Here is a 26,359-nt window from a genome sequence, read left to right as displayed (position 1 = left end):
AAAGCTAAGAGGCCCGATCAGGCCCCTTAGCTTCCTTCAGAATACATCAGTAATGCGATAGCCCATCTATTGCATTCCCGGCGTATTGTCCCCATTTGCCATGATCGAGTTGCTCATCGCCTGAGCTGCGTCACCGACGATGATGCCGTCGCCTACCAGTATGCCGTCGCTGACGAGTATCCCGTCCGCGATCGGGAAATAGTTAGTCATCGCGGGCGAGTTACCAAATAGGATGTTCGATCCGTAAAGTGTTGAGCCCCGGCGAATCGTCTGGTACCCATTAGGTGCGGCGCCGTCAGGCAGCACGGCGCCGTCGCTGACAATGATACCGTCGCCGACAATGATGCCGTCGCCGACAATGATACCGTCTCCGACAATAATACCGTCTCCGACAATGATGCCGTCACCGACGATGATGCCGAGTCCGTAGATGCCCTGGTACTGCATTATCAGGTTGGTACCGGTCATCGTCCCATAATTCGGCAGGATGCCGCCGGCCCACTGGAACCGCGTTGTAGCGATGGTCGATGTGTGGTCAGGTATCTCGTTCGTAGTCAAAAGGGGCGTTCCGACCGGTGTCGGATTTGGCAGATCCTGACGAACAAGCTTTGCAATGCGGACCGCACCCTCAACATTGAGTTGTCCCGCGCCCTGCTCAAACATGTTCGCGTCGGCGATCGGCTGTGCTGTATATTCGAGCAGCATCTTGATCATGTTCGGCGTCAGTTTCGGATTTGCCTGCAGGAGCAGGGCGGCCGTGCCTGACACGATCGGTGTAGACATCGAGGTGCCCGAGAGGTACATCAATGTGAGATTGTCATTGTTCGAGTTCGTCGGATAGACCGCGAGCCATGGATTTGCGTCGAGTATCTCGCTGTCACGGCCGACGGCCGAGATCAACTTGTTTCCGGGTGCAACCACGTCAGGCTTGATCAGGTGATCATAGACCTTTGTGCCTGCCGCGTCGGTATAGAACGAACGCGTTGGCCCGCGTGAGCTAAATGTCGTGATGCCGTCATCAGTCCGCGGGTCTGTGCCAAAGGTATTTGTCGCCCCGACCGTGATCACGGACGGATCATTGCCCGGCGAATGGATGGCGCCGTACATCTTCTGGCCCTGAGCGTTCTTACCGTTATTGCCGGCCGCGGCGACGACGACCATGCCTGCGTCAACCAGCCTGCGGGCCGCACGGCACAGCGGATCGTTGCGCCAGGTCTCGACTGCGGGCGTTCCGAGGCTCATGTTTACGACTTTGATGTTGTAGGTGGACCTGTTCGTATAGAGCCAGTCGAGCCCCTGCAGCAGGGCAGACGTCGTTCCCGTTCCGCGATCATTCAGGACACGGACATTGATGAGCTTAGCATTCGGAGCGATACCCCTGTATCGTGCTAGTTCGCCCGATCGGCCATTCCCGCCTGCGAGCAGACCTGCGACATGTGAGCCATGGCCGTACGGATCGCGGTTCGTTGACGAACTTCCGCTCGAGTTATTCGTTGTGAAATCCATGTGCTTGATCACGCGGTCGGTGAGGGCATTGTCGAGGAAAGAGTTGTGTCCTTCATAGATGCCCGAATCGACGACCGCCACTGTCATGCCCGTGCCGTCGAGCTGATAGGGTGTGTTTACCGGTATGCCCAGGGCATTGATCACTGTCGTTGACTGATTCCGAACGAGTGATGTTCCCGTCGTCTCCTCAACGTGGCCAAGCAGCTTTACCTCGTTATCGAGCGACAGATGCTTTGCAGAGCGGACCGCAGCTACAGCCTCGGCCACATTCAGCGGCAGGTCGATAAAGAGCATGTTTAGGGCGTTGGCACGTCCGCCGATGTTGATATTGTTCTTGCGAAGGACATCGATGAGCTGCGGATTTTCTATATCATCCGACTGGAGAATAACCTTAACGGTCCTATTCTTGTCGGCACCAGCCATCAATTCCCTCAGTTCGGGCGAGATCTTGTCGCCCACAAAGCCGTCATTGTCGCCCTCGATCAAGCGGACCATCTCGAACTTCGCCCTAAGCCTTGCGTCGGCGACGATCTGGCCCCGGAAGTTCGCTAGATCGGAGGCCGAAAAAACCTGTATCTTGCCCTGAGTCAGTGCCGCGTAGAGATTCTGTGCGATCTCGCGGCCCATCATCGGTGCGACGGTCGAGAAGCCCGCGATGTCGTCCAGATAGATCGCGGTCTTGCTCTGTGAAGCCGCGACGTGGCCGAGGATGCCATTTATCATGGCGTCCATCTGGGCTTCGGTCTTGGCCGCGGCAAAGATGGCGTTCCAATTGATGCGATACAGGCGTTTGTCGCTGCGGGCCGCGAGTTTCGCAGCCGCTGACTCGACGACCATATCGCGGGCGTAGCCACTATCGTCGATCAGGACGGCGTTCTTACCGCCCTTGCCGGCGAGGATCGCCGCAACGCGGTCGGCCTCTTTGGCATAGCCGTTGTCGACCGTTGTGCCGGTAACCTCGATCAAGAATACCGCGAATGGATTGTCGCTCTTTGCCGTCTCAGCGGTCGCGGCCGGAGCCGTCTTTACGGCTGCCTGGCCAAACGCAAGGGTTGACGACAGCATCACCCAAACAAGGGCGGTAGTCGCGATCCGTGCGAAGTTCGTATTTCTCATAACATTTCGGGTGCTCATCATAAGCGTCCTAATTTGAACGGGCTTTTGCCCGCGACCTATTTAGCAACGTCCGTGCCAAACATCAGGAAAGCATTTTGGGCCGTATTTATGGGCTTTCGGTGGAGGAAGCTCTTGGGATGCGATTCCCATCGGGGTCAAGCATCGGTCATCCTGACCGAACCTCTCAAGTCTGATTGACCGACACGCATCGATTTTCGCCGCAATCCGCTGGAACGCGAGCAAATCTGCCAGCAAGACCGCGAGCACATCTGCCTGCAAGACGATAGACTGTATAGACAAGATCGGCCGACTGTATCGGCAAAATTGGTGAGTGTATCGACAAGAACGGGCCCGTGTATCGACAAGATCGACCCATTCAACCGCGAGAGAAATACACGGCAAGCGCCGCGGTACCTCATGTCTCCGCAACCGCCGGAAAGCACCAGGTTTCCGCTGTAGCTGTGAGAACCGCAGTGGCTAATAACGGCCGTCAACGCTACCAAGCTATGCGAAAACCAATTTGATCTCCTCATCTCAAGGTCAGGAAGGGGCCTCGGCCCCGCTGACTTGAGCGTCTATGATTCGCGCATTGCCGATATCAAAGACACTCTGAAGCATTTCTATGTTGCGATTCATCTCGTATAATTACAGGCCATGCCCGAATTGAGCAGGTTTTTTGGCATAATAATCCGCATGTACTGGGAGGCGAATGCACCGCATCACGCGCCGCATTTCCATGCCTATTATCAGAATGACGTGGCCGTTTTCACGATCGAACCGATCGAGCTAATTGCCGGGACGCTGCCAAAGCCAATCGCGCCGCTGAGCTAGTAGAATATGAGACACGAAATCTATCGCGTAACGTCTGTTGATATCGTCCGTCCCTACGTACTGAGGGTTGAATTTGATGACGGACTTGTGAATGAGATCGATCTTGAGCCTGTCCTGGCCGGTGAACTGTATGGGCCGCTGCGAGATATTGAATTGTTCGGCCAGGTAACGCTCGATCCTGAGGTCCATACGCTCGTGTGGCCGAATGGTGCTGATTTTGATCCCGAAATCCTTCACGATTGGCCGGAGCACGTCGAGGCGATGAGACGCGAGGCGGCGAAGTGGGAATTGGTTGCGGCATGAGCAGCTCGTTAACCACTATTATCTCAAGGTAAGGAAGGGGCCTCGGCCCCGCTGACTTGAGAGGTCACTCAAGCCGGGGGGGCCAAGGCCCTTTCTAACTGCGCCTGATTAAGTTTCGCCTATTTTGTAATGCCCACTTGCGAGAGAGCATAGGCGCATTCAAATGCAACCTCTTTCAGCCTGTCGTAGCGGCCTGAGGCACCGCCGTGGCCGGCGCCCATATTCATCTTCAAGAGCACCACGTTGTTGTCGGTCTTTAGCTCGCGGAGCTTGGCTGCCCATTTGGCGGCTTCCCAGTATGGGACCTGGCTGTCATTTAGCGAGGCCTCGATGAGCATATTGGGGTAATTCTGTGCCTTGACGTTGTCATAAGGCGAATAACTCGCCATGTAATCCCACGCTTTCTTGTCGTCACGAGGATTGCCCCATTCGATCCATTCCTGCGTGGTCAGCGGCAGGCTGTCGTCGATCATAGTGTTCATCACATCAACGAACGGAACCTGTGCGATCACGGCCTTGAACGTCTCGGGCGACTGGTTCGTGACCACGCCCATCAGCAGCCCGCCGGCCGAACCGCCCTGAATGACGAGACGGTCGGACGAGGTGTATCTATTTGCGATCAGCCATTTGGCAGAGTCGATAAAGTCGTGAAAGGTGTTCATCTTCTTGAACATCCTTCCGTCCTGTCGCCATTTCTCGCCAAGCTCCGAGCCGCCGCGGATGTGCGCAATGGCGTAGATCATTCCGCGATCGACGAGGCTGAGGCGGTTTGACGAGAAGTTCGGCGTCATCGAGAAACCATAAGAGCCATACGCGTATAACAGCATCGGGGCAGAGCCGTCGAGTTTCGTTCCTTTCTTCATCAGGATCGAAACGGGAACCTTTACGCCGTCGCGAGCAGTTGCCCAGACGCGTGTCGTCTCATAATTGTCCCTGTTGTGGCCGCTTGGTATTTCCTGCTGTTTGATGAGTTCGCTCTTGCGTGTCTTGAGGTCGAATTCATATGTCGAATTCGGCGTGACCATCGACGAATAGTTATAGCGAACATAGGGCGTATCATATTCAGGGTTACCCGTCAGCCCCATCTCGTAAACGCTCTCGGGTGTCGGGATACGCATATCGGCCCGCCTGGTCTTGCGGTCGATCACGCGCAGATATTCCAGCCCGTTCTCGACCTCGGAGACGACCGCGTGGCCTTTGAAAAAGCTGATGTCATCGATCTTGATCGCCGGGTTGTGGGCGATAAAGTCGGTCCAGTTCTTCTCGCTCGGATCGTTTGCCGCGGCATGGACGACCTTAAAGTTCTCTGCGTCTTTGTTCGTGACAATATAGAACTCGCCACGGTCAAACGTCGCAAAATATTCGTGGCCTTCGCGTCGCGGGCTGATCATTTTCCATTCGCCAAGCGGAGTTTCGGTCGATAGGTAGCGACCTTCGCTCATGGTCGCGGCGCCGGACTGCAGGAAGAACATCTTCCGGTCGCGCGAGCGATAGATGTTGATGTTAAAGAGGACATCCTTTTCCTCGAATACCATCGGGTCGGCCCCGGTCGTGCCGACCGCGTGGCGAAAGAGCTTGTCGTTGCGCTTTGAAACGGCGTCTTCCTGCACATAGAAGAGGTATTTACCGTCAGGCGACCATTCCGTCGAGGTTGTGCGTTCTATACGGTCGGCGAGCATCTTGCCGGTCTTGAGGTCCTTGAACTGAAGCGTGTACTGCCGATAGCCGTTCGTGTCAGTTGAGAAGGCGAGCATGTTGCCGTCGTCGCTTACCTCAAACGCGCCGATCGAGTAGAACTTATGGCCCTTCGCCATTTCGTTCACATCGAGCAGCACCTCTGCGTCGGCCCCGTCGCGGGTCTTGCTGCGAAGGAACGTCGGATACTGCTTGCCCTCTTCGGTCTTGTTGAAATACCAAAAATCGCCGATCTTTGTCGGCACGCTCAGGTCGGTCTGCTTGATGCGGCCGAGCATTTCCTTATAAAGCGCGTCCACAAACGGCTGATGCCTGTCCATGTGAGCGGCCGTGTATTTGTTCTCGGCGTTCAGGTAGTCGATGATCGCCGGGTCGCCGCTCTTTTTGCCGTCAGGCTGCCGGTCGCGAAGCCAGCCGTAATTATCTGTGATCTCGTAGCCGTGGATCTTGAGGACCTGCGGGACCTTTTTTGCGACAGGTGGTTTCATATCTGGTTGGGCGACGATTACAAAGCGGCCTATCACGATGATTATAAAGACGAAAGCCGCCGAGACTAGTACTGACTTCATAAGACAAACTCCGGTTGAAAGACAATTTGCGTGCCTTGACTGATACGTGCTCGTGGTCAGGCCGGTTTCACAAAGGAGAAAGGGCGAGTTCGTCGTGTCTCGCCCTTTTCCCTCGGATCTAATAATTCTAGCGTTCCGCTATCGGCACGTATTTTAGGTCGCGTTCGCCGATGTATTCCGCACGCGGGCGGATGAGCTTGTTGTTGCCGTACTGTTCGAGGATGTGGCCCGTCCAACCAGAGATGCGGCTGACGGCGAAGATCGGCGTAAACAGGTCGAGCGGTATGCCCATCAGGTAATAGGTCGAAGCAGAGTAAAAATCGACGTTCGGGTGCATGCCTTTCTTTTCGAGCATCAGCTTCTCGATACGCTGCGACATTTCGAACCACTTTGACTCGCCCGTCTTCTCAGCCATCGCCTTTGAATAGCGACGCAGCCAGGTCGCACGCGGGTCTTCGGTCTTGTAAACCGCGTGGCCGATGCCCATGATCTTGCGTTTTTCTTCGAGCGCCTTGTCGAGCCACGAATCGACTGATTCGAGATCACCTATCTCGATGAGCATTTTCATCACGGCCGTATTCGCACCGCCATGGAGCGGGCCGGCGAGGGCGGCGATCCCCGCCGTAACGCAGCCGTACATGTCGGCGAGCGTTCCGGCGACGACGCGCGTCGTGAACGTCGAGGCATTCAACTCATGATCGGCGTGTAGGATGAGGCACACGTCCATCATGCGCGATTCGTCGGCGTCAGGCTTCTCGCCGCGAAGCATATACAGGAAGTTGTCGGATATGGACAGACTCTTATCGGGAGCGATGACATCCTTGCCCTTGCGAATGCGTTCCCACGCCGCGACGATCGTGCCGAGCTGGCCCGTCAATTTGATGGCGGCACGCATCGCCGATTCGCGGTCGGTGCCGCGTCCGTCCTTATCGTAGAAGTCGAGGGCCGAAACGCAGGTGCGAAGCACGTCCATCGGATCCGCGTCCTTGGGCATATACTGCATGCCCGCGATGATCTCAGCCGGAACGGCATAGTTCGTCTTGATCTCGCTCGATAGTTCGTCGAGCTCGGCCTGGTTCGGAAGACGGCCGTTCCAGAGGAGGAAAACTACCTCCTCGAATGTCGAATGCTCCGCGAGGTCGTGAATATCGTAGCCCTGATAGATCAGCACGCCCTGCTCGCCGTTGACGTCGCCGATCTTGCTCTGCGCGGCTACGACGCCGCGTAACCCCGCCGCTGCCGCCCCTGCTGATGATGCTTCTGTTGTGCTCATTTTATGTAACTATGACCTTCCAAAATCAGATATAAAATCACCGTATCTGAGATGTCTTGACGAGGAGTTGCGGCTGCCTGCAAGTTTAGCCGTCACCTTATCAAACCTATATCTTATCCAACGCGGGCAGGCGTGACAAGCAAGGCACCACTCAGCTCTCGGCGATCTTTGCGTCTTTCTCTCGGCGCCCTCGGCGTGGGACCGACTTTCCACGCAGAGAACGCTGAGATAGGAACGCGTTGAACGCAGATAAAAAAAGGCCGCGGTGATAAGCCGCGGCCGAAAAACACAGGAGGCAGTCAGTGGTCATCTAATCTGTGTGTCGTATGAGGTCCTGATCCGTAGCTGTTGGTTGCGATTTAGGCGAATGTGTTTGCCGCGTTCGATGACGATGGCCCCGACGCCAAAGGCAGCTCCAACGCCCGCTCCGACGGCCGCGCCGACCGGGCCGCCGATGATCGCACCGGCGATGGCCCCCGCACCGGTCGCACCGCCAACCTTGATCGCATCGCCCTTGAGCGAGCTCTGCCCGATGGCGGTGCCTTCGTTGTCAACACGCTTGACGTTGTCGCCTTTTACAGGCATGACCTCGGTCAGGACAGCCGCGAAATTACTCCATCGATTGTCAGTCAGCACGATCCGGTCAAATGACAGCACCATCTCGCTGCGGCGTTTGATGCGGCCCGGCGATTTGACCTTTGAGATGCGGCCCTCGACCATTGCACCGGCGATCTCGCTCGGCCCGACGACGCGTGCCGCGAATTTATCGCCCTCACGCGACTGCTGCGTGCTGAGGTCGCTGTCCAATTCGAGCAGCAATTCAGTTTCTTTGGGAATAATGATCGTCGCCCCCTGATAGTTTTGGTGTGCGCTGTCAGGCTCGTCCTGAGGGCTTGTCGGCTGCTCCTCATTATTGATCCTTACGGGCTCGGTCGTCGAGGACGTTCTGATCGGTGCCGTCTGGGCGACCAATTCCTTGTTATCGCCGACCACAACGCCGCGCTTTGCGAGGCTTGCCGGCAAGGTGGCCTCAAATGAACGGCGATCAAATCCCGTGTCATATCCGGCCTCAAACCCCTGCTGATAGCCGTCGCGATATTCGGCGATCGTGCCGTAGTCCTTGCTGTAAGCACGGTCGGCCTTGCCGTATTCGGCATGGCGACTGTAGTTGCGGGCGATCCTGTCGATCGAATCTCGGTATCCGGCCATATAGCCATCGGAATATCCCGTCCGATAACCTCTCTGTATCGCGAACGGGGCCGAACTCGTCTCATTTGCGGTCTGGGCGGTCGCGACGGCAGGACCGCCGCAGAGCAGGACAATAAATAGACCTGTGTTCAAAAGGTTGCTTAACTTCATTCTGTTTCTCCTGATTTGGCCGGAATTTGCGGAAATGCAATAACATCAAGAGTTATATAGCAGAATCTAAGAAATTGCAAGAATTTTTTGCTTAAAAAGTTTAATAGAGTGTTTAAAAAAACGGCGACGGAGCCATTCTCCGTCGCCTAGGCAAATGAACAAGGAGGAACCAGTGTTAAAAGCTCTTTCGGAACAGGTATGATGCCCTGATGAAAAAAGTTCGGGATGACCGGTTAAAGCCAGGCTCATAGTGGCCGGTAAAGTCGCTCAGGCCGTTGTATTTGAAGGCGTCGTTATAGCCCACATAGAATGCAGTCCCCGGGCTTGGGTTCCAGCCGAAGAGGGCTTGTCCGCTGAAACCATTTGACTGGTCGTCGTAGTCCAGCCGAAATCTGGTAAATACAAACCGCGAAAATTGATACGTCGAGCGGATCGTAACGAGGTCGGAATCCAGCCGGATAGATCTGTTGTCGTTACGCACGAGGCGTCTCTTGGAATAACTGATCGACGCCCGGAATGGATCGATCGGCTTAACCTCGGCATAGATCTCGGCATCGAACTGCGTTGCAGGGCCCGGATTCTGCAAAACGGCATTAGCCGCGGGTGAATACTCAAAGTAAAAGAAGTCAAACGCATTCCGAATGCCGCCGACGAAGAGCCCGTAGTTAAAGTGCTTATTCAGCGTCTGGTTGATATTGCCCGAGACCCATTGTTGTGAAACGGAACGGAACGGTTCGCCGAGAAATGTTCCGTAGGGCCGCGTCGGCGAGCGTTTTACTCCGAACTCTTCTTCGTACAGCTTTTCGCGGCCTGTACCTGCTTCGAACCGCACATATGTCTGCTTCTGAAGGTTGAAGCTGACCTCCGACTGAGCATTCCAGCCCTGCAGGCGGCCCTTGCCGTCGTAGTTGTAGCCGCCCATCTGGTTCCACTGTGTGCGGATGATCTTGGCGTCAGGCTTTGATTTGGATGAGAAACGGTTAAAGAAGAAGATGTTATGGGTATCCGTCCGCCGCGTAAATCCGGCGTCGGCGCGATAATATCTTGTCCGCCCGCTCGCCTCTAGGAACCAGCCGTGTCGCTCGGTGGTGTAGTCGAGATTGGCATAGTAGCCGAGGCCGTTACCCGTCCTGTATTGATTGAACGGGCTGCCTTGGACGGTCACGCCATTGTATGTGCCGCCTCCGCACGTCGCAGAATTGACCGCCGCTTGGCCCGGGTTCAGCGTGGGTTCAAATTCCGGATCAAAGAAACAGCGTTTCGATGTGGATCCGATCAATTGGAACTGCGTGACCATCTTGGAATTGAGCTTGAAGCGCCCATCGACGCTGGCGAGGATATTCTTCTGCTCGGGGAATGACCGATATGTGCCGAAGAACCCAATATTATGCTCTGAGCCAAAATCGCGTTTCAGCCGCACGACGGCAAAAGTAGCATTCTTTCCGTTAAACTCCTCGATCCGCGGCCGGATCTGCGGGTCGGCCAACTCCTCATCCGAGTAATTTCCCGGAGCCTTGTCGGTAGCAGCCAGAATGCCGAATGATGTCTTGCCCGTCTTGCCGGTCAGCTTGACCGCAACATCGGGATCGACGATCGTTCGTGAATAGAAGACCTGGAACGGAGAGCGGAAAATATCTACGCCTTCTAGAAAGAATGGCCGCTTTTCCTCGTAGAAAATAGGAAACCGCTGATTGGCCGTAATGACCGGCGCGTCCGCCTCGATCTCGGCAAAGTCCGGATTGATTGCCGCGTCGAGGGTGATGCTCGGCGTGATCGTGTACTTCATCGTCAGGCCAAAATCGGCTTTGATCGGCTGATTGACGAATCGCCCGGGATCAATAGATGTCGGCGTGACCATGTGTCTTGGGATGGTACGCATCTTGCGCCCTGTTTCCGACACCGTTACGCTTGGGACTAACTCAAGTGTTCGTTCATACTTCACGTCGTCGAGGCCCGTGATCTTGCCATGCTGGATCAGAAAGCCCGAGACATTGCGGTCATTCGGCAGCCACTGGTCAGATTCGTCGTTAAAGCGGTCGATATTCCTGGCGATGTTAAATCCCCACAACTTGCCTTTACCGGCCGTGTATCGCAGCGATTTGAATGGGATCATTGCCTCGACGGACCAGCCCCAGTCCTCGATCACGCCTTTCGATTCCATAACGATATCGACGGAGAAATCAGCCCCACTCCCTTCCGTGAGAATGCCGTCCTGTTGAATGCCAAGCGGATTGAACCCCAGCACATATGCGCGCCGCTGGTCATTGTAGGTATCGAGCCACATACGGACGTTGTCCTCGCCGAAGACATTATCGCGTTTGGCAACGGTGGCTCTGATCTTGTCCCTATCGTCCCAACACTTGAAAGCGACGTAGAGGTTCTTTTCGTCGTAGAGGATATATACCTCAGTCGGCTTGGACGGGGCGATGTTGTCTCCCGGATAGACCTGATAAAAGTCCTTAAAGACAGACGCCTGCTTCCACACGTCGTCATCGATCCGGCCATCGATGATCGGCATCTTTGCCGTCTTGGCGATAACTACCGGGCGACTTTTTTCGGGCGGGACCTCAACTTTGCCGGTTCGGATCGGCGTCGCTGTGCCATCGCCGGCACCAGTGCCGTTCGAATTTCCGCTCGGGGCCGAACCTCCCGCCTGGCCGAAGGCAAAACTTACCAGAGCAAGAGAGCTAAATATAATGAACAACTGCTTCATGACTGCACCTGAGGATACTAACACGGCCAAGGGACCGACGAGATATGACTAAAACGATGTAACGGTCAATTTGTTTCAAAAACAATGCCGGAGAAGGAAGATCTCCTCCGGCTCGTCCGGCTATCGGGCCTGGGTGATGCTGCGATTACCGCGCACCGAGATCGTGCCTTCTGTTTCGAGCTTGTAGAGCGGCCCTCCCTTTCCGATGCGGTAACGGCTGATCTGATCGCCGGAGCCGGCCCGAACAAGGTTGATACCGTCACCGATCATGTCAGGACAATTCGTCTCCAGATCAGCATTGGTGTCTTCGGCGAGCGTCAGAATGATGCTGCCATCGATCGCGTGGGCCCGGAGCCTTTCAAAATCACCCTCCAGGCTGATTGCCCCGTCGCCGGTCTCTGCATCGATCTCGCCGCGAAAGCCGATCACGCGTATACGGCCATCGGAGTTAACGACCCTTAGTTTACCCTCGGCGTCGCGGACGTTTATTGCTTCGTCATCGCCATCGAGCTGAATGTCGCCGGAAACGCCATCGATCCGTATCTCACCCTCGGTTGTGATCTTGACATCGGAGCGGACGGGGACAAAAACCTCGATCCGCACTTGCTTGCGTGCACTAAAGAACTGTCTCTCCCGGTCGTCACCGGCATTCTCGACGCGAAGCCTGACACTCGAGTTCGTATGAGTTTCAGTGACGTTGAGCGGCGGGCTCAGGCGTGGATCGGCGAGCTGCGTCACGCGATACTGCACCTCGCTCTTGTCCCAGCCGCGCACGGCGACAGCCGTATCGCCGGCCTCGATCGTCACGGCGGGCTTGGCTGACAGGACAAATGAACCGGTTTTACTCTCCATCCGCGGGGCCGATTGAAAGAAGTTTACGTCGAACATGCGCGCACCGATCTCGCCGCGACGAGCGGCTTCGCTTACAGCCTTGACGATCTCTTCGTCCTTCACGACCTGCTCGCTGATCTTGGCGGATTCGTTAGCGACTTTCTGAAGTTCCCGCAGGTCCATATCACGAACGAGCCGTCTGGCGTCTGCATCTTCGTCGTCACGTCGCTGATCCTTGTTCGTGAGCAGATTCGTCGCCGGGCTGAGCGGCTTGCCGTCATTCTTGCGGCTGATGGTGAGTCCGCCATTCACGCTGCTGAGCTTGATCTGAGCGTCGCCGGAACCGAGGCGGCCGTAAAGGTCTCGCCCGACAAAGCGGCCTTTCCGGACCGTCAGGCCAAAGTCATTCCGAATATCGCCGTTGAGCGAATCGGCCTTTATCACGGCGCTTGAGTCAGATGGAATGGTCACAAGGACCTGTCCGTTGACGGTTTCAAGTTCGAGGCTGCTGCCCGACGGAATCTCGTCCAGGTCGGCATTGACGCCGCCATTAACGGTCGAGAGCTTGGCCGTGCCGCGAACGTTCGTCACTGTGACCTGGCCATTGACCGCTGAGGCCTCGATCGAATTCGTCATTCCCGAGACGGTGACCGAGCCGTTGACAGTCTCTGCCTCGTCCAGCACCGCGCCGCGCGGCACCATCAGGCGGTATTCCACCGTCAGCTTGCCATTGTTTTTCCATCGGTGACCGTCCTTTCGTTCGCCGTAATCGGTCTCCACGCTAAAGGAATCTGCGCGGGCATCGATCTTGATCTCGACCTCGCTAAGGCGTTCCTTTGTGTCGGCGGTCTTGACGTATTCGAGCTTGACCTCGCTGCGGTCCCAGCCTTCTACAGCTACCGGCCCGTTGACGTTCGACACGTTCACACGGCCGTTCGCCGACAGAGGATAGGTCTGAGAAAAGCGTTCTGTCTCATCTCCGAGCGGGGCCTGTGCAGCCGGTGCGCTGACAACCTCAGGGATCGAGATCGCCGGCATATCGGCCTGGCCGGCGAATAGGAGTCCTGAAAATAAGATCGTATATATCCAACTCATCATGTAAATCTCCAAATCAAAGTTTTCGAGGTCAGTATCTATGACCAAAACACCGGCTAGGCGGCGTTTATGACAGGATTCTTCGGGAGGCCGGGGCGTAGAGCGGCCGCGGGTGTGCTAGTATTGACCTTTTCGTTTTCCCTCGTGAAAGCGTGTATTCGAGTAAGCAGCACGGAAGAGTCCCGCCGGATGTCATCAGACGAGCAAATTCACCACTCCATCTCCGATGCCGATGATATGGAGGAGGTGTGGGACGATCGGATCGAGGTCCGAGACGTTCTCAGCAACCTCATTCATCATCCTGCGCAGGTCCTTACGCGGTGGAACTGGAAGACCGCCGTAATGGGCGCGATCGTGCGGGGCTCGTTCTATTTTACGGTCTATCAGGCGAGCAGGCAGACGTGGCTGGTGACGCTTACCGCCGTCGTAGTGGAATTTGCCTTTCGATTTTTCACAACCGGCCTGGCCGGGGCTGTCGTCCAGTCGTTTCGTAAGGCGCAGCCCGTTTGGCAATCGAATGTCATTGTCTCGCTGCTGCTGCCCGCATTCAGCCACGCGGTCGAATTCGTGACGCATTTTGCGCAGGAGCGATATTTCGCGGATGTTCTTGCCGCCTCCGAGAATGGCGTTGCCAGGCAGCGTGCGTTTGCGATATCGGTGCTGTTCTCGGTTGTGGCGGTCTTGTTCAATCTGTACGCGATGCGGCATGGCGTCCTACTCGTCGGAGCTCATGAGGAGACCAGATCGTTTGGGGCTGATCTCAAGAGGATCCCGAGGCTCATCGGCCAATTTACGTCCTTTTTGCCATCGCGGATCGCGGCTTACCTGGAGAAAGGACGGCTGCTCAACGCGTTGGCGGCATTTGCGGCATTTGGCATCACGGTCGGAACGATCCTCGGCACCTTTCGCGGGCGGTGGACGTGGGTTTATCGAACGGCACTCGGGGCGTGGGCGTTTTTGCTGGCGGCAGTCCTGATCGCTCTGATCGGGCGCGCAGTCAGGCGGCGATACGGTAAGGTTTATTAGATGTTCGAACTTGTCATTGCAAACTTGCGCGTGAGGCCATTTCGCACGCTGATCAGCGTCGTGGGCGTCGCCTTGGGCGTAGCGTTGATCGTGCTGTTTACGGGCCTCGCAAGAGGAATGTCGAACGACCTTGCCAAACGCGCGGCGAATTGGAAGGCAGAGATCGTCTTCACTCGGCCCGGCGGCATGGACACGATGAGCTCCAACGCCGCGGTGCCCGTTGCATACGCCGACAGGCTCAAACAGATCGAGGGCGTCGAAGCAACGGTGCCCGTGATCCGTTACTTTTCACCGGATTCGCGCGGGAGCTGGGGCATCAGAATGCTCGAGGGCGTCGATTTCGCAGCGTTTGGCGAAATGAACGGCATCTCGCTGGTCGAGGGGCGTGCCCCACAGGCGGCCGACGAGATAATCATTGACGAGCGGCAGGCGACGGAGTCGAACCTAAAGATCGGCGGCACATTCGAGCTGTTTGGCGGCAAGCAGTACAAGATCGTCGGTATCTTTGCACCGCCGTCGGGAGCCAGGATCAAATTCTCGCTTGCGGGATTGCAGGAAGAGCTGCAGACTGACAAATGCACTTACATTCTCGTCAAGATCCGCGATGACGAGGACGACGCGGCCGTTGCACAACGCATCGCCGCAGAACTGCCCGGCAACAAGATCAGCCTCACCCGCGACCTCGTCACCGACGCACAAGAACGCATTCCGGGCCTCAACACTTTCCTCCGCATCCTCGTCGCACTCGGCGCATTCGTCAGCACGATCTTTGTCCTGCTGTCGATGTACACGACCATCACGGAACGCCGCAAAGAGATCGGCATCCTCAAATCGCTCGGTGCGTCGAAAGGGTTCATCATCTCGACGATCGAGGGCGAAGCATTCATGATCGGCGTACTCGGCATCGTCCTCGGCGGCATCGCGTCAGTCATCGCGTCGCTACTGATCAGCCGCGAGTTTGGCCTCGCCTTCGAATTCAGCCTCGGCTGGGTCGTCACCGCCATCGCGATTGCCATCGGCGGCAGCCTCTTCGGCGCATTCTACCCGGCCTGGCGAGCGTCGGGCATCGATCCGGTCGAGGTGATGGTCAACGAATAAATTGCGCAGTCAGGAAGGGGCCTTGGCCCCGCCCGACCTGAATGAGTTCTCACGTCGGCGGGGCCAAGGCCCCTTCCTGACCATGAGATAATGCAAGCCGAGTGGTCTTGCTTAACGGAGCACCGGTCTCAACGCCTGTCCGGTGTGACTTTTCTTTACACGTGCAACCTCTTCCGGCGTGCCGGTCGCGACGACTTTGCCGCCGCCGGAGCCACCTTCGGGGCCGAGGTCGATGATGTAGTCGGCGGACTTTATCACGTCAAGGTTGTGTTCGATGACGATGACGGTGTTGCCGGTGTCGACTAGTTTTTGCAGGACGTCGAGCAGTTTGTGAACGTCAGCGAAGTGCAGGCCGGTTGTCGGTTCGTCGAGGATGTAGATCGTCTTGCCGGTTGCTCGTTTTGACAGTTCTTTGGCTAGTTTGATGCGTTGGGCTTCGCCGCCGCTGAGTGTCGTTGACGACTGGCCGATCTGGATGTAGCCGAGGCCGACATCGAGTAGCGTTTCGAGCTTTTGACGGATCGCGGGGATGTTTTCGAGCAGCGGCAGGGCGTCCTCGATCGTGGTCGCGAGCAGATCGGCGATGGAGAGACCTTTGTATTTAACGGCGAGCGTTTCGCGGTTGTAGCGTTTGCCGCGGCAGACGTCGCAGGTGACGTAGACGTCGGGCAGGAAGTTCATTTCGATCCGCTTCAGTCCGTCGCCTTCGCACGCCTCGCAGCGGCCGCCTTTTACATTGAATGAGAAGCGGCCGGCCTTGTAACCGCGAGTGCGACTCTCGGGCAGCATCGCATAAAGGTCGCGGATCGGCGAGAATAGGCCGGTGTAGGTGGCCGGATTCGAGCGTGGCGTGCGGCCGATGGGCGACTGGTCGATCTCGATGACCTTGTCCACGAGGTCGAGCCCATCGATGCGGTCGTGTTCGAGCGGTGTAATGGCGGACTTGTAAACATGGCGATAGAGAGCCGGATAAAGGATCTCTTCGACAAGCGTCGATTTGCCCGAGCCCGAAACGCCCGTCACCACTGTCAACAGGCCAAGCGGGAATTCAACGTCAATGTTCTTCAGATTGTGTCCGCGGGCACCTTTGACGGTCAGACGATGTCCGTTTGGCAGGCGGCGGACGTCGGGAATGTCGATCTTGAGTTCGCCGCTCAGATAGCGGCCGGTCAACGACGAACTCTTTTCAATATCCGTTGGCTTGCCGGTCGCGACAACCTCGCCGCCGTGCGTGCCCGCAAGCGGACCGAGGTCGATGACGTGGTCGGCATGCTCGATGGTTTCCTGATCGTGCTCGACAACCAGCACCGTGTTGCCGAGGTCGCGAAGCCCGTGCAGTGTCTCAAGCAGGCGTCTATTGTCACGTGGATGCAGCCCGATCGACGGCTCGTCGAGAACATAAAGAACGCCGCGAAGCTGCGATCCGATCTGCGTTGCGAGCCGAATACGCTGGCCTTCGCCGCCTGACAACGTTCCCGAAGCGCGGCCGAGCGTCAGGTATCCGAGTCCGACGGCATCGAGAAATTCCAGGCGGCCACGCACCTCTTTTAGCACCAGCCCGGCGATCTTTTCTTCGCGGGCGGTGAGCTTGACCTTTGCGAACTTGTCGCACGCCTCAGTGATCGAAAGGTTTACGTACTCCGCGATGCCGAGGCCGCCGACCTTTACGGCAAGACTCTCCGGCTGAAGCCGCGCTCCGCCGCATGATGGACACGGCATTGGGGCGATCAATTCATCGAGAGCGGCCTTTATCTTGTCGGATGGCGGATTTTCGACGCGCTCGCGCATCGCCCGGAGCGCACCGCGCCAGTCGCGTTCAAACTTGTAATCGCCGTGCCGGAACGTCAACCGCCGCTTCGTGCCGTTCATAAAGGCGTCGCGTATCTCCTGCGGCAGATCGGCGAACGGCGTCGCCATCAGTGCATCAAATTCGTCACCGCCAACATCATCTTTGTTCTTGCGGCGGCGTGTCTTTTTGGTTTTTTCCGTGCCCGTCGGCGCGTCAAGTTTGTCGCCGCCCGTGAACTTCTCAATGATCGCGACAAGAGCGCCGCGCAGGAATGTCGCCCCTGCCTTGTCGGCGCCATTGAGAAAATCGATATTGGCCGCGGGCACGCTGCCGTCGGGAATTATCTTCGCCGCGTCGATCTCCATCACCGTGCCGATGCCCTGACAGCGTTTGCAGGCGCCGTAGGCCGAGTTGAACGAGAACGAACGCGGCTCCAACTGGGCAATATTGATGCCGCAGCTAACGCATGCCATTCGCTCGGAGTAGAGCTTTTCCTCGCCGTCGATCACGGAAATGAGCACGGCCCCTCCGGTGAGCTTTAGTGCGGTTTTGACGGATTCGGTCAGGCGGTCGCGGACGCCATTCTTCATCAGCAGTCGGTCGACGACGACCTCGATCGTGTGGTTCTTTCGCTTATCGAGCAGGATCTCTTCGTCGAGCTGGCGGATCTCACCGTCGATGCGGGCCCGGACAAAACCGTCGCGGTGCAGCTTTTCGAGCTCTTTCTTGAACTCGCCCTTACGGCCCCGCACGATCGGTGCGAGGATCATCACGCGTTCGCTCTCTTTAAGCTCGCTCACGCCCGCGACGATCTGATCGACCGACTGACGCGTTATCGGAGCTCCGCAGCCGCTGCAATGCGGCTGGCCGATCGACGAAAAAAGAAGGCGAAGGAAGTCGTAGATCTCCGTTACGGTCCCGACCGTCGAGCGCGGGCTGCGCGAGATCGTCTTTTGCTCTATCGAGATCGCAGGACTCAGCCCCTCGACCGAATCGACATCGGGTTTCTCGAGCTGATCGAGGAATTGCCGTGCATATGCCGACAGCGATTCGACATACCGCCGCTGCCCCTCGGCATAGATCGTGTCAAACGCCAGCGATGATTTGCCGCTGCCCGACAGGCCGGTAACCACGACAAACTTGTCTCGCGGAATATCGACGTCGATGTTCTTGAGGTTATGCTGGCGTGCCCCGCGGACGGTGATCTGCTTGATACTCATTACAGCCGAGAATTCCGGTGATGGCCGAAACGAGTATTTTATCAGATAGAAGAATAAGCCACGAATGCACGAATAAGAGGTCTTTATTCGTGCATTCGTGGCTTATTCCTATCGAGCCTTGCCCTGATTCGCGACCGCGTCCTGAGCGGCCTTTATGGCGTCGGCGTTGCCGAGGTAGTAGTTGCGGATCGGTCGCAGGTCGCTGTCGAGTTCATAAACAAGTGGAACGCCGGTCGGGATGTTGAGGTTTACTATCTCATCGTCCGGGATGCCGTCGAGGTGCTTGACCAAAGCCCGCAGGCTGTTGCCGTGGGCGGCGATGATCAGCCGTCTGCCGGAGGCGATCTTCGGTGCGATCTCGTTCTGCCAGTAAGGAACAACACGAGCAACCGTGTCCTTCAGGCATTCGGTCGCGGGGAACGGCCTAACATCGACATATCGCGGATCATTGCCCAAATATCGTTCATCGTTCTCGTCCAATTGGGGCGGCGGAATGTCGTAGCTTCGACGCCATATCTTGACCTGTTCTTCGCCATATTTTGCGGCCGTCTCTGCCTTGTCCAATCCTTGCAAACCGCCATAATGACGCTCATTCAGCAGCCAGGATTTTGTCTGCGGCACCCACATAAGGTCCATCCGGTCAAGAACGATCCAGAGCGTGCGTATCGCCCGCTTGAGCACCGATGTATACGCCTCGTCAAATGTGAAGCCCTCTGCCTCGAGCAGCCTTCCGGCCGCCGCCGCCTCTTCCTTGCCTTTGTCCGACAGGTCAACGTCCTTCCAGCCCGTAAACCGGTTTTCCTTGTTCCATTGGCTCTCGCCGTGACGGATGAGAACGAGTTTGTGCATACTTCCAATCTTAAATTTCAAATTTCAAATCTCAAATTTCAAATTTCAGATTGCTCGATCAAGATTCGCCGGGCCTCGCCGACGAGATAGAGCGAGCCGGCAACCAGGACAACGCCGTCGCCGGAGGTGATCTCGCGCGCTCGATCCAAGGCCTCTGCAACCGTGTTGGCCTTCGAGATGCGCACCGGCGTGATATCGGAAGGCATTTGGGCGAGAAGTTCATCGCACGACAACGCACGCGCATTTGACGACTGGGTCAGGACGAAGTTTTCAGCAAAAGGAGCCAGGATCAACAGCATCTCAGCGACGTTCTTATCATTCATCGCGCCGAAGACGAGCGTGATCGGACCCAGTTCAAATTCTGAGAGATAGGCAGCAAGAGCTTTTGCTCCGCCGACGTTATGGGCACCGTCAAGAAGAATATTGCCAATGTGTTCGAGTCGGCCGGGATGCGATGCGTTTTTGAGGCCGAGAATAATGTCGGCTCGCAGAATGTTGAACCTAGGCACCAGTTCCTCGGCGACCAAAATCGCCACTTTCGCATTCCCGATCTGGTGCCGTCCGGCGAGACCAAGCCGATCGACCTCGTAATCGGTAAGATCGGTCTGAAAACACAGTGAGGTCTTAGTCTCGCGGATCTCGACAAAGTCGGTGAAATAAGGCTTAACACCGACCTCGCGACAGCGGTCGAGAATCACATTGTTTGGTTCGCTCGACTGCTCGGCGATGGCGAGAAAGTGCGTTTTGGGGTGAATGATCGCGGCTTTTTCAGCCGCTATCTCCTCGATCGTTTCACCAAGATGCTCCTGATGATCGATATCGATGCGCGTGATGGCGGCGATCTCAGCACTTGCAGCGGTTGTCGCATCCAGCCGGCCGCCGAGGCCGGTTTCGAGGATGGCAAGTTGGACGTTTGCCTCGGCGAAGGCGAGTAGAGCGATGGCGGTGACCTGTTCGAAGAATGTTGGAGTGTTGTCGATCTCATTATTTGCCGATAGTTTTTCGGACGTTTCGCGGACGCGCGTGGCGAGTCTGGCAAAATCCTCCTCGCCGATGTCAACGCCGCCGATGTTAATGCGTTCGGTGATAGAGATAAGGTGTGGCGAGGTGTAGACGCCCGCCTTGATGCCCGCTTCGAGGCAGATAGAGCGAAGGAAAACGCAGACCGAGCCCTTGCCGTTGGTCCCGGCGATCTGGACTTTTAGGTAGTTGTTCTGCGGGTCGCCGAGCTCGGTGAGCAGGCGCCGGACGTTATCGAGGCCGAGTTTCATTGTCTCGACCTCGTTGCCTAATGAAAGGAGATAACTTTCGGCCTCGCGAAAATTCACAGCATCCGCCGGTGATAGCTGATCTGACCGAGGTGCCAGGTAAGGTGAGTGCTGAGATGCGTTAGGAACCAGCCGGTCGTCATCGGGTGGCCGAATACCTCGATGGGGAAGTTTTCGGCAAGGTCGTCATGGGTCAGTTTTGCGAGCGTATCCTTGACGACCGCTCGCGTCGTATCGATGTCGGCGAGCATCGTATCGCGCGGAACACCCGTTGTCGAGAATTCAGCGTCGCGGTCCCGGACGTAGTCTGTTCCGCCGATCACAGCGCCGAAAAAATGCTGCAGGTTGCCGTTCAGATGGAGACAGAGATTGCCTGCGGAATTCGGTGTGTCGCCGGGCTTTTTCCAGAGGTCAGCCTCGTCGGCGTATGCCGATATCTCCTCCTTCAGCTTGTTGAGGTCGCGTTCGTAGAGTTCACTAAGAATTTGTGTAAGCATCTCGGATCGTTAGGTTGGGCCCTTACCTACGTGCGGGCTACTGACACGGTGGGGTTCATCATGAAATCGAGCACGCGACAGATCGTGTCTCGCATTTCGCGGCGGTCGACGACCATGTCGAGCATACCGTGTTCGAGCAGGAATTCGCTGCGTTGAAAGCCTTTCGGCAGCTTCTGGCGAATGGTTTGCTCGATCACGCGAGGGCCGGCGAAGCCGATCAGGGCTTTGGGCTCAGCGATATTCACGTCACCGAGCATTGCAAAGCTGGCCGTGACGCCGCCCGTCGTTGGGTCGGTCAACACCGAGATAAAGGGTAGCCGAGCCTCGTGCAATCGCGATAGAGCGGCTGATATCTTGCCCATCTGCATCAGCGAAAGCGTGCCTTCCTGCATACGCGCACCGCCGGAGGCTGAGAAGACTACGACCGCACCTTTTTGGTCGAGTGCGTATTCGATCAGCCGTGTGATCTTTTCGCCCACCGCCGAGCCCATCGAACCGCCGATGAACGACATATCCATCGCACCGGCGAAAACCAAATGCCCACCGACCATGCCCTTGCCCGAGATGATCGCCTCGGGCAAGCCGGAGACCTCTTTTGCCTGTTCGATGCGGTCTTTGTAAGGCTTGGAGTCAAAGAATTCCAGGGGATTGCCCGAGGTGACATCTTTGTCCAATTCCTCGTATCGCCCGTCATCAAACAGGTCTTTGAGCCGTTCCTTGGCCGACCAGCGAAAGTGATATCCGCAATGCGTGCAAACCTCGTGCGATTCCGTCAGTTCACGGCCATATAGAGCACTCTCGCAGTCAGGACATTTTACAAAGATGCCTTCCGTCCTTACAGTTTGCTCGTCGGCGGAGTCAGAATCGATCTTTGGTTTGTCTCTGCGAAACCATGACATAAGTCTGCTAAATTAACGACTGATTAAGGTTAACACACGGGTTTATGACTGCGAAAGGTTCTTGCTGGTTACGGTCTCGCTAATGTGCTACCTTTCTAGCAAATATGACGAAAGCGATAAGGCTATTTTTGTTGTTGGGATTCCTTTCAGCCCCGGCTGCGGCGGCGGTCCGGACGTGGGACGGCGGCGGCGTGGATGCGAATTGGGGAACGGCTGCGAACTGGACAACCGATGTCGCTCCTGTCGCAGGCGATGATCTCGTGTTTCCGGCGACGTCGGCCCAGTTTGCGACAAACTGCAACATAGGTTTTCTCACAACATTTAATACGATCACGGTCGAGGGCGGAGCATACACATTTGGCGGCAATCCGATACGTCTGTCGAACGGCATTAACGCTACCGGCGGCACGCCGACATTTAATCTTGCGATCACGCTTGCCGGCCCGCAGACGATCACAACCGGGACCGGAGTCACGCTGACCATGGTGATCCTGTCGATCGGAAGTTTCCCGTTGACCGTTGACGGACCGGGAATCACGGGCATCGGTCTGCTTTCCGGCTCGGGCGTTATCACCAAGAATGGCCTCGGGGCTGCGGCGATCGTTGCGGCGGCGGGCTATTCGGGCGGTTTGATCCACAACAACGGGATCTTTGTCGTCGATGCGAATATTCCAAATAGCACCGTCAACATCAACAGTACAGCACCTAGCGGGACTGCTATCAGCGGTTTTGGCGGGACGGGCACAGTCGGTCATACAAATGTCAATTCAGGAGTGCTCAGCGCCGGGACGCTCACATCACCGACCGGAATTCTGAACATAAATAACGGCCTTACCTTCTCTCCGGATGGCAGCTATATCTGCAAGATCTCGGGGACCTCGCCTGGCGCCGGCGGGCATGACCAACTAAATGTCACCGGCTCGGTGACCCTAAATAATGCTCGTCTTGGACCATTGCCGCTAAATGCTTTTCGGCCTGCGGTCAATGATACGTTCGTGATCCTGAGAAACGACGGCACTGACGCGATCAACGGCACGTTTCTCGGTATTCCGGAGGGATCTGTTTTCTCGGGCCCACTGAATACGGCGTTTCAGATAACGTATCTCGGCGGTGACGGCAATGATATCAGTATCAAGCGCGTTGCTCGGGCGCCATTCGACATGGACGGCGACGGTATGACCGATATTTCCGTGTTTCGGCCATCGACGGGCACATGGTACGCGACGCTAAGCTCGAACAGTTTGGTCACGACGAATCCGTTCGGCCAAGCGAATGACAAGATAGCACCGGCCGATTTCGACGGTGACAACAAGACCGATATCGCGGTCTTTCGGCCGTCCAACGGCCACTGGTATATTCTGCGCAGTTCGGACCAGACGTTCACGATATCGCAATGGGGAGCCAACGGCGATCTGCCCGTCCCGAACGATTTTGATGGCGACGGCCGAGCGGACCTTGGCGTCTTCAGGCCGTCAAACGGGACATGGTACCAGATGCGCAGTCTGCTTAGCGATGTGTATCAGGAACAGTTTGGTCAGGATGGCGACGTACCGCTGATGGGTGATTTTGATGGCGACGGAATCGGTGATATCTCGATATTTCGCGGCGGAGTCTGGTATGTCTCGCGAAGTTCGGATGGCGAATACTCGATCACTCAATGGGGCCTCGCTACCGACCGGCCCGTTGCCGCGGACTATGACGGCGATGGAGCGTCCGACCTGGCCGTTTACCGCGACGGTTACTGGTATATTCTCGGCTCGACGCAGGGATTTGTCGCTTACAATTTCGGCCTGGCAACCGATCGGCCCGTGCCAGGCGATTATGACGGCGACGGCCGGGCTGATGTTGCGGTTTACAGGGACGGCGCGTGGTACCTGCTCAGATCAACGGCCGGCTTCGCGAGCTCGTTCTTTGGCAACGCAACCGATCGGCCCGTGCCGGCTGCTTTCAACTAAGGACCGCGAGCATTTGCGAGTGGATGAGTCCGTTGCTGGCACAGATCGGCGGATGGTAGATGCTGTGCCGCGAGCCGTCGTAATAGCTGACCTGGCCACCTGCTTCCTCGATCAGCAGCACACCCGCGGCCATGTCCCACGGATTAAGGCCCTCTTCCCAAAAACCGTCAAAGCGACCGCACGCGACATATGCCATATCGATCGCCGCCGAACCATCACGCCGGATACCGCGAGAATTTAGCAGAAATTCGGTCAAATGCCTTGCAAAATCGTCGCGACGCTTGATGTCGTAGGGAAATCCAGTCACGATCAGTGCGTCGCCTAGCGATCCGGTTGCGGAGACGCGAATTGGTTGGTTGTTGAGGCTCGCACCCCGGCCGCGCTCGGCTGAGAAAAGCTCGTCGCGTGTCGGATCATAGGTCACGCCTATCACGATCTCGCCGTTATGTTCGAGGGCGAGCGTAACGCACCAGCACGGATATCCATGGGCGTAATTTGTCGTTCCGTCGAGCGGGTCGATGATCCACTTCCACGCCGTGTCTCCTCCGGCTGCGGCCGCTTCGCCCGATTCTTCTGCGAGGATAGAGTGTTTTGGATAATAAGACCTGATGCGGTCGATGATCAATTCCTCGCTCGCGAGGTCAGCCTCCGTAACGAGGTTAATGTCGCCCTTTTTCGAAATGGCGATCCTGCGGCCAAACTTCTCGAGTAACAATCGTCCGGCGTCGCGGGCAGTCTCGATCGCAAAGTTGAGCATAAGATCATTCTAGCCACGTAGCACACCGAGGGCACAGAGGACATACGACAAAAACCTGTCCTCCGTGTTCTCCGTGGGCTCTGGGGCTATTTAAGGATCGCTATGATCTCGGTCTGGTGCGGAGCGGTGATGATCGCGTCGTTTTCGCTAACATAAACGTCGATCTCAGAACGGATACCGAACTTGCCCGCGAGATAGATGCCCGGCTCGATCGAAAACGCTGTTCGTGGGATCAGGCGGCGGGTGTCGCGTGTCTCCAGATTGTCGATATTAGCCCCGTTTCCGTGTCCGTCCTCGCCGATCGAGTGGCCCGTCCGGTGAAGGAATTGCTCGGCGTACCCGGCTCTCTTTATTACGCCGCGAGCAACATCATCGACCTCGGCACCTCGTATCGAGCGGCCGGCGCGAAACGCATCCTGGACGAACTTAAATGCCGCATTTCTTGCATCCCGGACGATTTCCCAGATCTTGACGTATTCCTCAGGCACGGATTCGCCGACATATCCGACCCACGTCAGGTCAACTGCGGGAGCTTTTGGCTTCGTGAGTTTTGAGGTTGCATCGATCAGGACAAGGTCGCCTTTCGTTATCGGAGCATTCCTGTTCTTTGTCGGAAAATAGTGTGGAGACGCGGCGTTTGCATTTACGGCAACGATCATGGGCGAAGGCTGCAGTCCCTCGTCGCCGAGCCGTTTCATCATAAACTGCTGCAGGTCGATCTCGGTGGTCGGGATATTCGCATTGACGCGGCGTTTTAGTTCGGCAAACCCATCGATAATGACCTTTTGAAGCTTGATGCATGCCTCCGTATGCATCGAGAGCTGTTCCGGCGTCCAGACGGCCTCAAATTGCTGCACGAGGTCCGCACTTGTTTCGATTGAGACCCCAAGCGAGCGAGCCATCTCGATCGTTCCCGCATCGACGCGAGAGATATAGGGAATATCGTTATTCGGAGAATACTGCATCGCGATACGCTTGCCCTTAACGGACCTGCCGCCGCCCGCGATCGCGTTTCGTATCTGGTCGCGCAGCAACTGCCATTCGCGATAGATCAGCTTCTTGCCCGGAAGCGAATCTAGTTGTCCCGGCTCGATTGCGTGGACGACCTTGACCGGCTCTCCCTGACGTGGAATGTAGTAGAACCAACGGCGCGATCCGCCGAGGCGCTCTGTTCTAAGTATTCTCGGTGCCAGCGGATCACTGCCCCGGAAATCGTAGAACAACCAGCCGGCAAGATCTGTCTTTTGCAAGGCCGCCTGAATCTCACCCACGCGGGCCGCCTGCTCCGACTGTGCCAGGCTGCTGCCCGCAAGGGCGAGGCAGGCGAGCATGAAGAATACCGATCTCGCAAACATGTTACTTAAAGAGTTTCCCGAACCAACCGGTCTCATCTTCCTTTCCCGCAATGTGGGTCAACTCGCCAGCATCCAGCCAGACGCCCGAACATTTGTCACAGACGTCGATCTTGATGTTATCGAAATCCGTTTCGATCAGTGTGCCATCGCATTTCGGGCACGATATCTCCAGGCTCTTAGCCTCGTCCTCCTGGAGCTTCGCTTTCATTTTTGCGATCAGTTCCTGTTCCTTACGGCGAAAATACTCGTTTTCCAACGCATCGCCTCTTGCTTCAAGATCAATTGCCATAGTTACAAGATAGGTGAAAAGGGTTAAAAGGGAAAAAGTGAAAAAGAATTAACGTCTTTTTCACTA

19 protein-coding genes are annotated in these 26,359 nt (G+C 56.5%); 5 read left to right on the top strand and 14 right to left on the bottom strand.

All coding sequences use genetic code 11. The annotated features are described in order from the left end of the window. Nucleotides 1–66: 66 nt before the first annotated feature. A complete protein-coding gene (locus IPM59_13865) occupies nt 67–2,622 on the bottom strand; it encodes a S8 family serine peptidase (GenBank protein MBK9216653.1) in 2,556 nt (851 codons plus the stop codon). A 654-nt stretch (nt 2,623–3,276) separates the two neighbouring features. On the opposite strand from IPM59_13865, the gene IPM59_13860 reads away from it, so the two are divergent. Both IPM59_13860 and IPM59_13855 read left to right on the top strand, forming a co-directional pair. Continuing rightward, nucleotides 3,277–3,453, top strand: coding sequence for a DUF4160 domain-containing protein (locus IPM59_13860; protein ID MBK9216652.1), 177 nt, complete (start codon nt 3,277–3,279; stop codon nt 3,451–3,453). Nucleotides 3,454–3,459: 6 nt separating this feature from the next. Beyond that, nucleotides 3,460–3,756 carry a DUF2442 domain-containing protein gene (locus tag IPM59_13855; GenBank protein MBK9216651.1) on the top strand — a complete coding sequence of 99 codons (297 nt, stop codon included), beginning with the start codon at nt 3,460–3,462 and terminating at the stop codon, nt 3,754–3,756. Between the two features lie 119 nt (nt 3,757–3,875). Here IPM59_13855 and IPM59_13850 read toward each other — a convergent pair whose 3' ends face one another. The 5 genes from IPM59_13850 to IPM59_13830 all read right to left on the bottom strand — a co-directional run bounded on the left by IPM59_13850 (nt 3,876) and on the right by IPM59_13830 (nt 13,294). Beyond that, the gene (locus IPM59_13850; protein ID MBK9216650.1) at nt 3,876–6,020 is read right to left on the bottom strand and encodes a S9 family peptidase; all 2,145 of its coding nucleotides are present in this window, start codon (nt 6,018–6,020) and stop codon (nt 3,876–3,878) included. 127 nt (nt 6,021–6,147) lie between these two features. After that, nucleotides 6,148–7,293 carry a citrate synthase gene (locus IPM59_13845; GenBank protein ID MBK9216649.1) on the bottom strand — a complete coding sequence of 382 codons (1,146 nt, stop codon included), beginning with the start codon at nt 7,291–7,293 and terminating at the stop codon, nt 6,148–6,150. Between the two features lie 306 nt (nt 7,294–7,599). Continuing rightward, entirely contained in the window at nt 7,600–8,652 is a 1,053-nt protein-coding gene (locus IPM59_13840) for a hypothetical protein (GenBank protein ID MBK9216648.1), read from the bottom strand. A gap of 175 nt (nt 8,653–8,827) precedes the next feature. Continuing rightward, complete coding sequence (locus IPM59_13835) at nt 8,828–11,365, bottom strand: carbohydrate binding family 9 domain-containing protein (protein MBK9216647.1); 2,538 nt, start codon at nt 11,363–11,365, stop codon at nt 8,828–8,830. Nucleotides 11,366–11,485: 120 nt separating this feature from the next. Next, nucleotides 11,486–13,294 (bottom strand): hypothetical protein, encoded by a 1,809-nt coding sequence (locus tag IPM59_13830; GenBank protein ID MBK9216646.1) that lies wholly within the window; start codon nt 13,292–13,294, stop codon nt 11,486–11,488. Between the two features lie 186 nt (nt 13,295–13,480). On the opposite strand from IPM59_13830, the gene IPM59_13825 reads away from it, so the two are divergent. After that, nucleotides 13,481–14,317, top strand: a complete 837-nt coding sequence (locus tag IPM59_13825) for a hypothetical protein (GenBank protein ID MBK9216645.1) — start codon at nt 13,481–13,483, stop codon at nt 14,315–14,317. Next, nucleotides 14,318–15,415, top strand: coding sequence for an ABC transporter permease (locus IPM59_13820; protein ID MBK9216644.1), 1,098 nt, complete (start codon nt 14,318–14,320; stop codon nt 15,413–15,415). It begins immediately after the preceding gene. A 111-nt stretch (nt 15,416–15,526) separates the two neighbouring features. Here the strand turns inward: IPM59_13820 and uvrA are convergent, their stop codons facing one another. The 5 genes from uvrA to IPM59_13795 all read right to left on the bottom strand — a co-directional run bounded on the left by uvrA (nt 15,527) and on the right by IPM59_13795 (nt 21,937). Continuing rightward, nucleotides 15,527–18,424, bottom strand: a complete 2,898-nt coding sequence (gene uvrA / locus IPM59_13815; GenBank protein MBK9216643.1) for an excinuclease ABC subunit UvrA — start codon at nt 18,422–18,424, stop codon at nt 15,527–15,529. A 108-nt stretch (nt 18,425–18,532) separates the two neighbouring features. Next, on the bottom strand, nt 18,533–19,273 hold the full coding sequence (gene gpmA / locus IPM59_13810; GenBank protein ID MBK9216642.1) for a 2,3-diphosphoglycerate-dependent phosphoglycerate mutase: 741 nt from the start codon (nt 19,271–19,273) through the stop codon (nt 18,533–18,535). A gap of 38 nt (nt 19,274–19,311) precedes the next feature. Beyond that, nucleotides 19,312–20,601 (bottom strand): bifunctional folylpolyglutamate synthase/dihydrofolate synthase, encoded by a 1,290-nt coding sequence (locus tag IPM59_13805; protein MBK9216641.1) that lies wholly within the window; start codon nt 20,599–20,601, stop codon nt 19,312–19,314. Further along, nucleotides 20,598–21,038, bottom strand: coding sequence for a DinB family protein (locus tag IPM59_13800; GenBank protein ID MBK9216640.1), 441 nt, complete (start codon nt 21,036–21,038; stop codon nt 20,598–20,600). The genes IPM59_13805 and IPM59_13800 overlap by 4 nt, the downstream gene beginning before the upstream one ends. Before the next feature lie 26 nt (nt 21,039–21,064). Next, entirely contained in the window at nt 21,065–21,937 is an 873-nt protein-coding gene (locus IPM59_13795) for an acetyl-CoA carboxylase carboxyltransferase subunit beta (protein MBK9216639.1), read from the bottom strand. 104 nt (nt 21,938–22,041) lie between these two features. Here IPM59_13795 and IPM59_13790 point away from each other — a divergent pair, with 104 nt between their 5' ends. Continuing rightward, nucleotides 22,042–23,892 carry a VCBS repeat-containing protein gene (locus IPM59_13790; protein MBK9216638.1) on the top strand — a complete coding sequence of 617 codons (1,851 nt, stop codon included), beginning with the start codon at nt 22,042–22,044 and terminating at the stop codon, nt 23,890–23,892. Here the strand turns inward: IPM59_13790 and IPM59_13785 are convergent. The 3 genes from IPM59_13785 to IPM59_13775 all read right to left on the bottom strand — a co-directional run bounded on the left by IPM59_13785 (nt 23,885) and on the right by IPM59_13775 (nt 26,293). Then, nucleotides 23,885–24,649, bottom strand: a complete 765-nt coding sequence (locus IPM59_13785) for an inositol monophosphatase (protein MBK9216637.1) — start codon at nt 24,647–24,649, stop codon at nt 23,885–23,887. The genes IPM59_13790 and IPM59_13785 overlap by 8 nt on opposite strands. Before the next feature lie 86 nt (nt 24,650–24,735). Then, complete coding sequence (locus IPM59_13780) at nt 24,736–25,980, bottom strand: M24 family metallopeptidase (GenBank protein ID MBK9216636.1); 1,245 nt, start codon at nt 25,978–25,980, stop codon at nt 24,736–24,738. A gap of 25 nt (nt 25,981–26,005) precedes the next feature. After that, on the bottom strand, nt 26,006–26,293 hold the full coding sequence (locus IPM59_13775) for a zf-TFIIB domain-containing protein (protein MBK9216635.1): 288 nt from the start codon (nt 26,291–26,293) through the stop codon (nt 26,006–26,008). Nucleotides 26,294–26,359: the final 66 nt, after the last annotated feature.

This window comes from Chloracidobacterium sp., assembly GCA_016715795.1.
Lineage (GTDB): Bacteria > Acidobacteriota > Blastocatellia > Pyrinomonadales > Pyrinomonadaceae > OLB17.
This window is presented reverse-complemented; position numbering and strand designations above follow the sequence as displayed.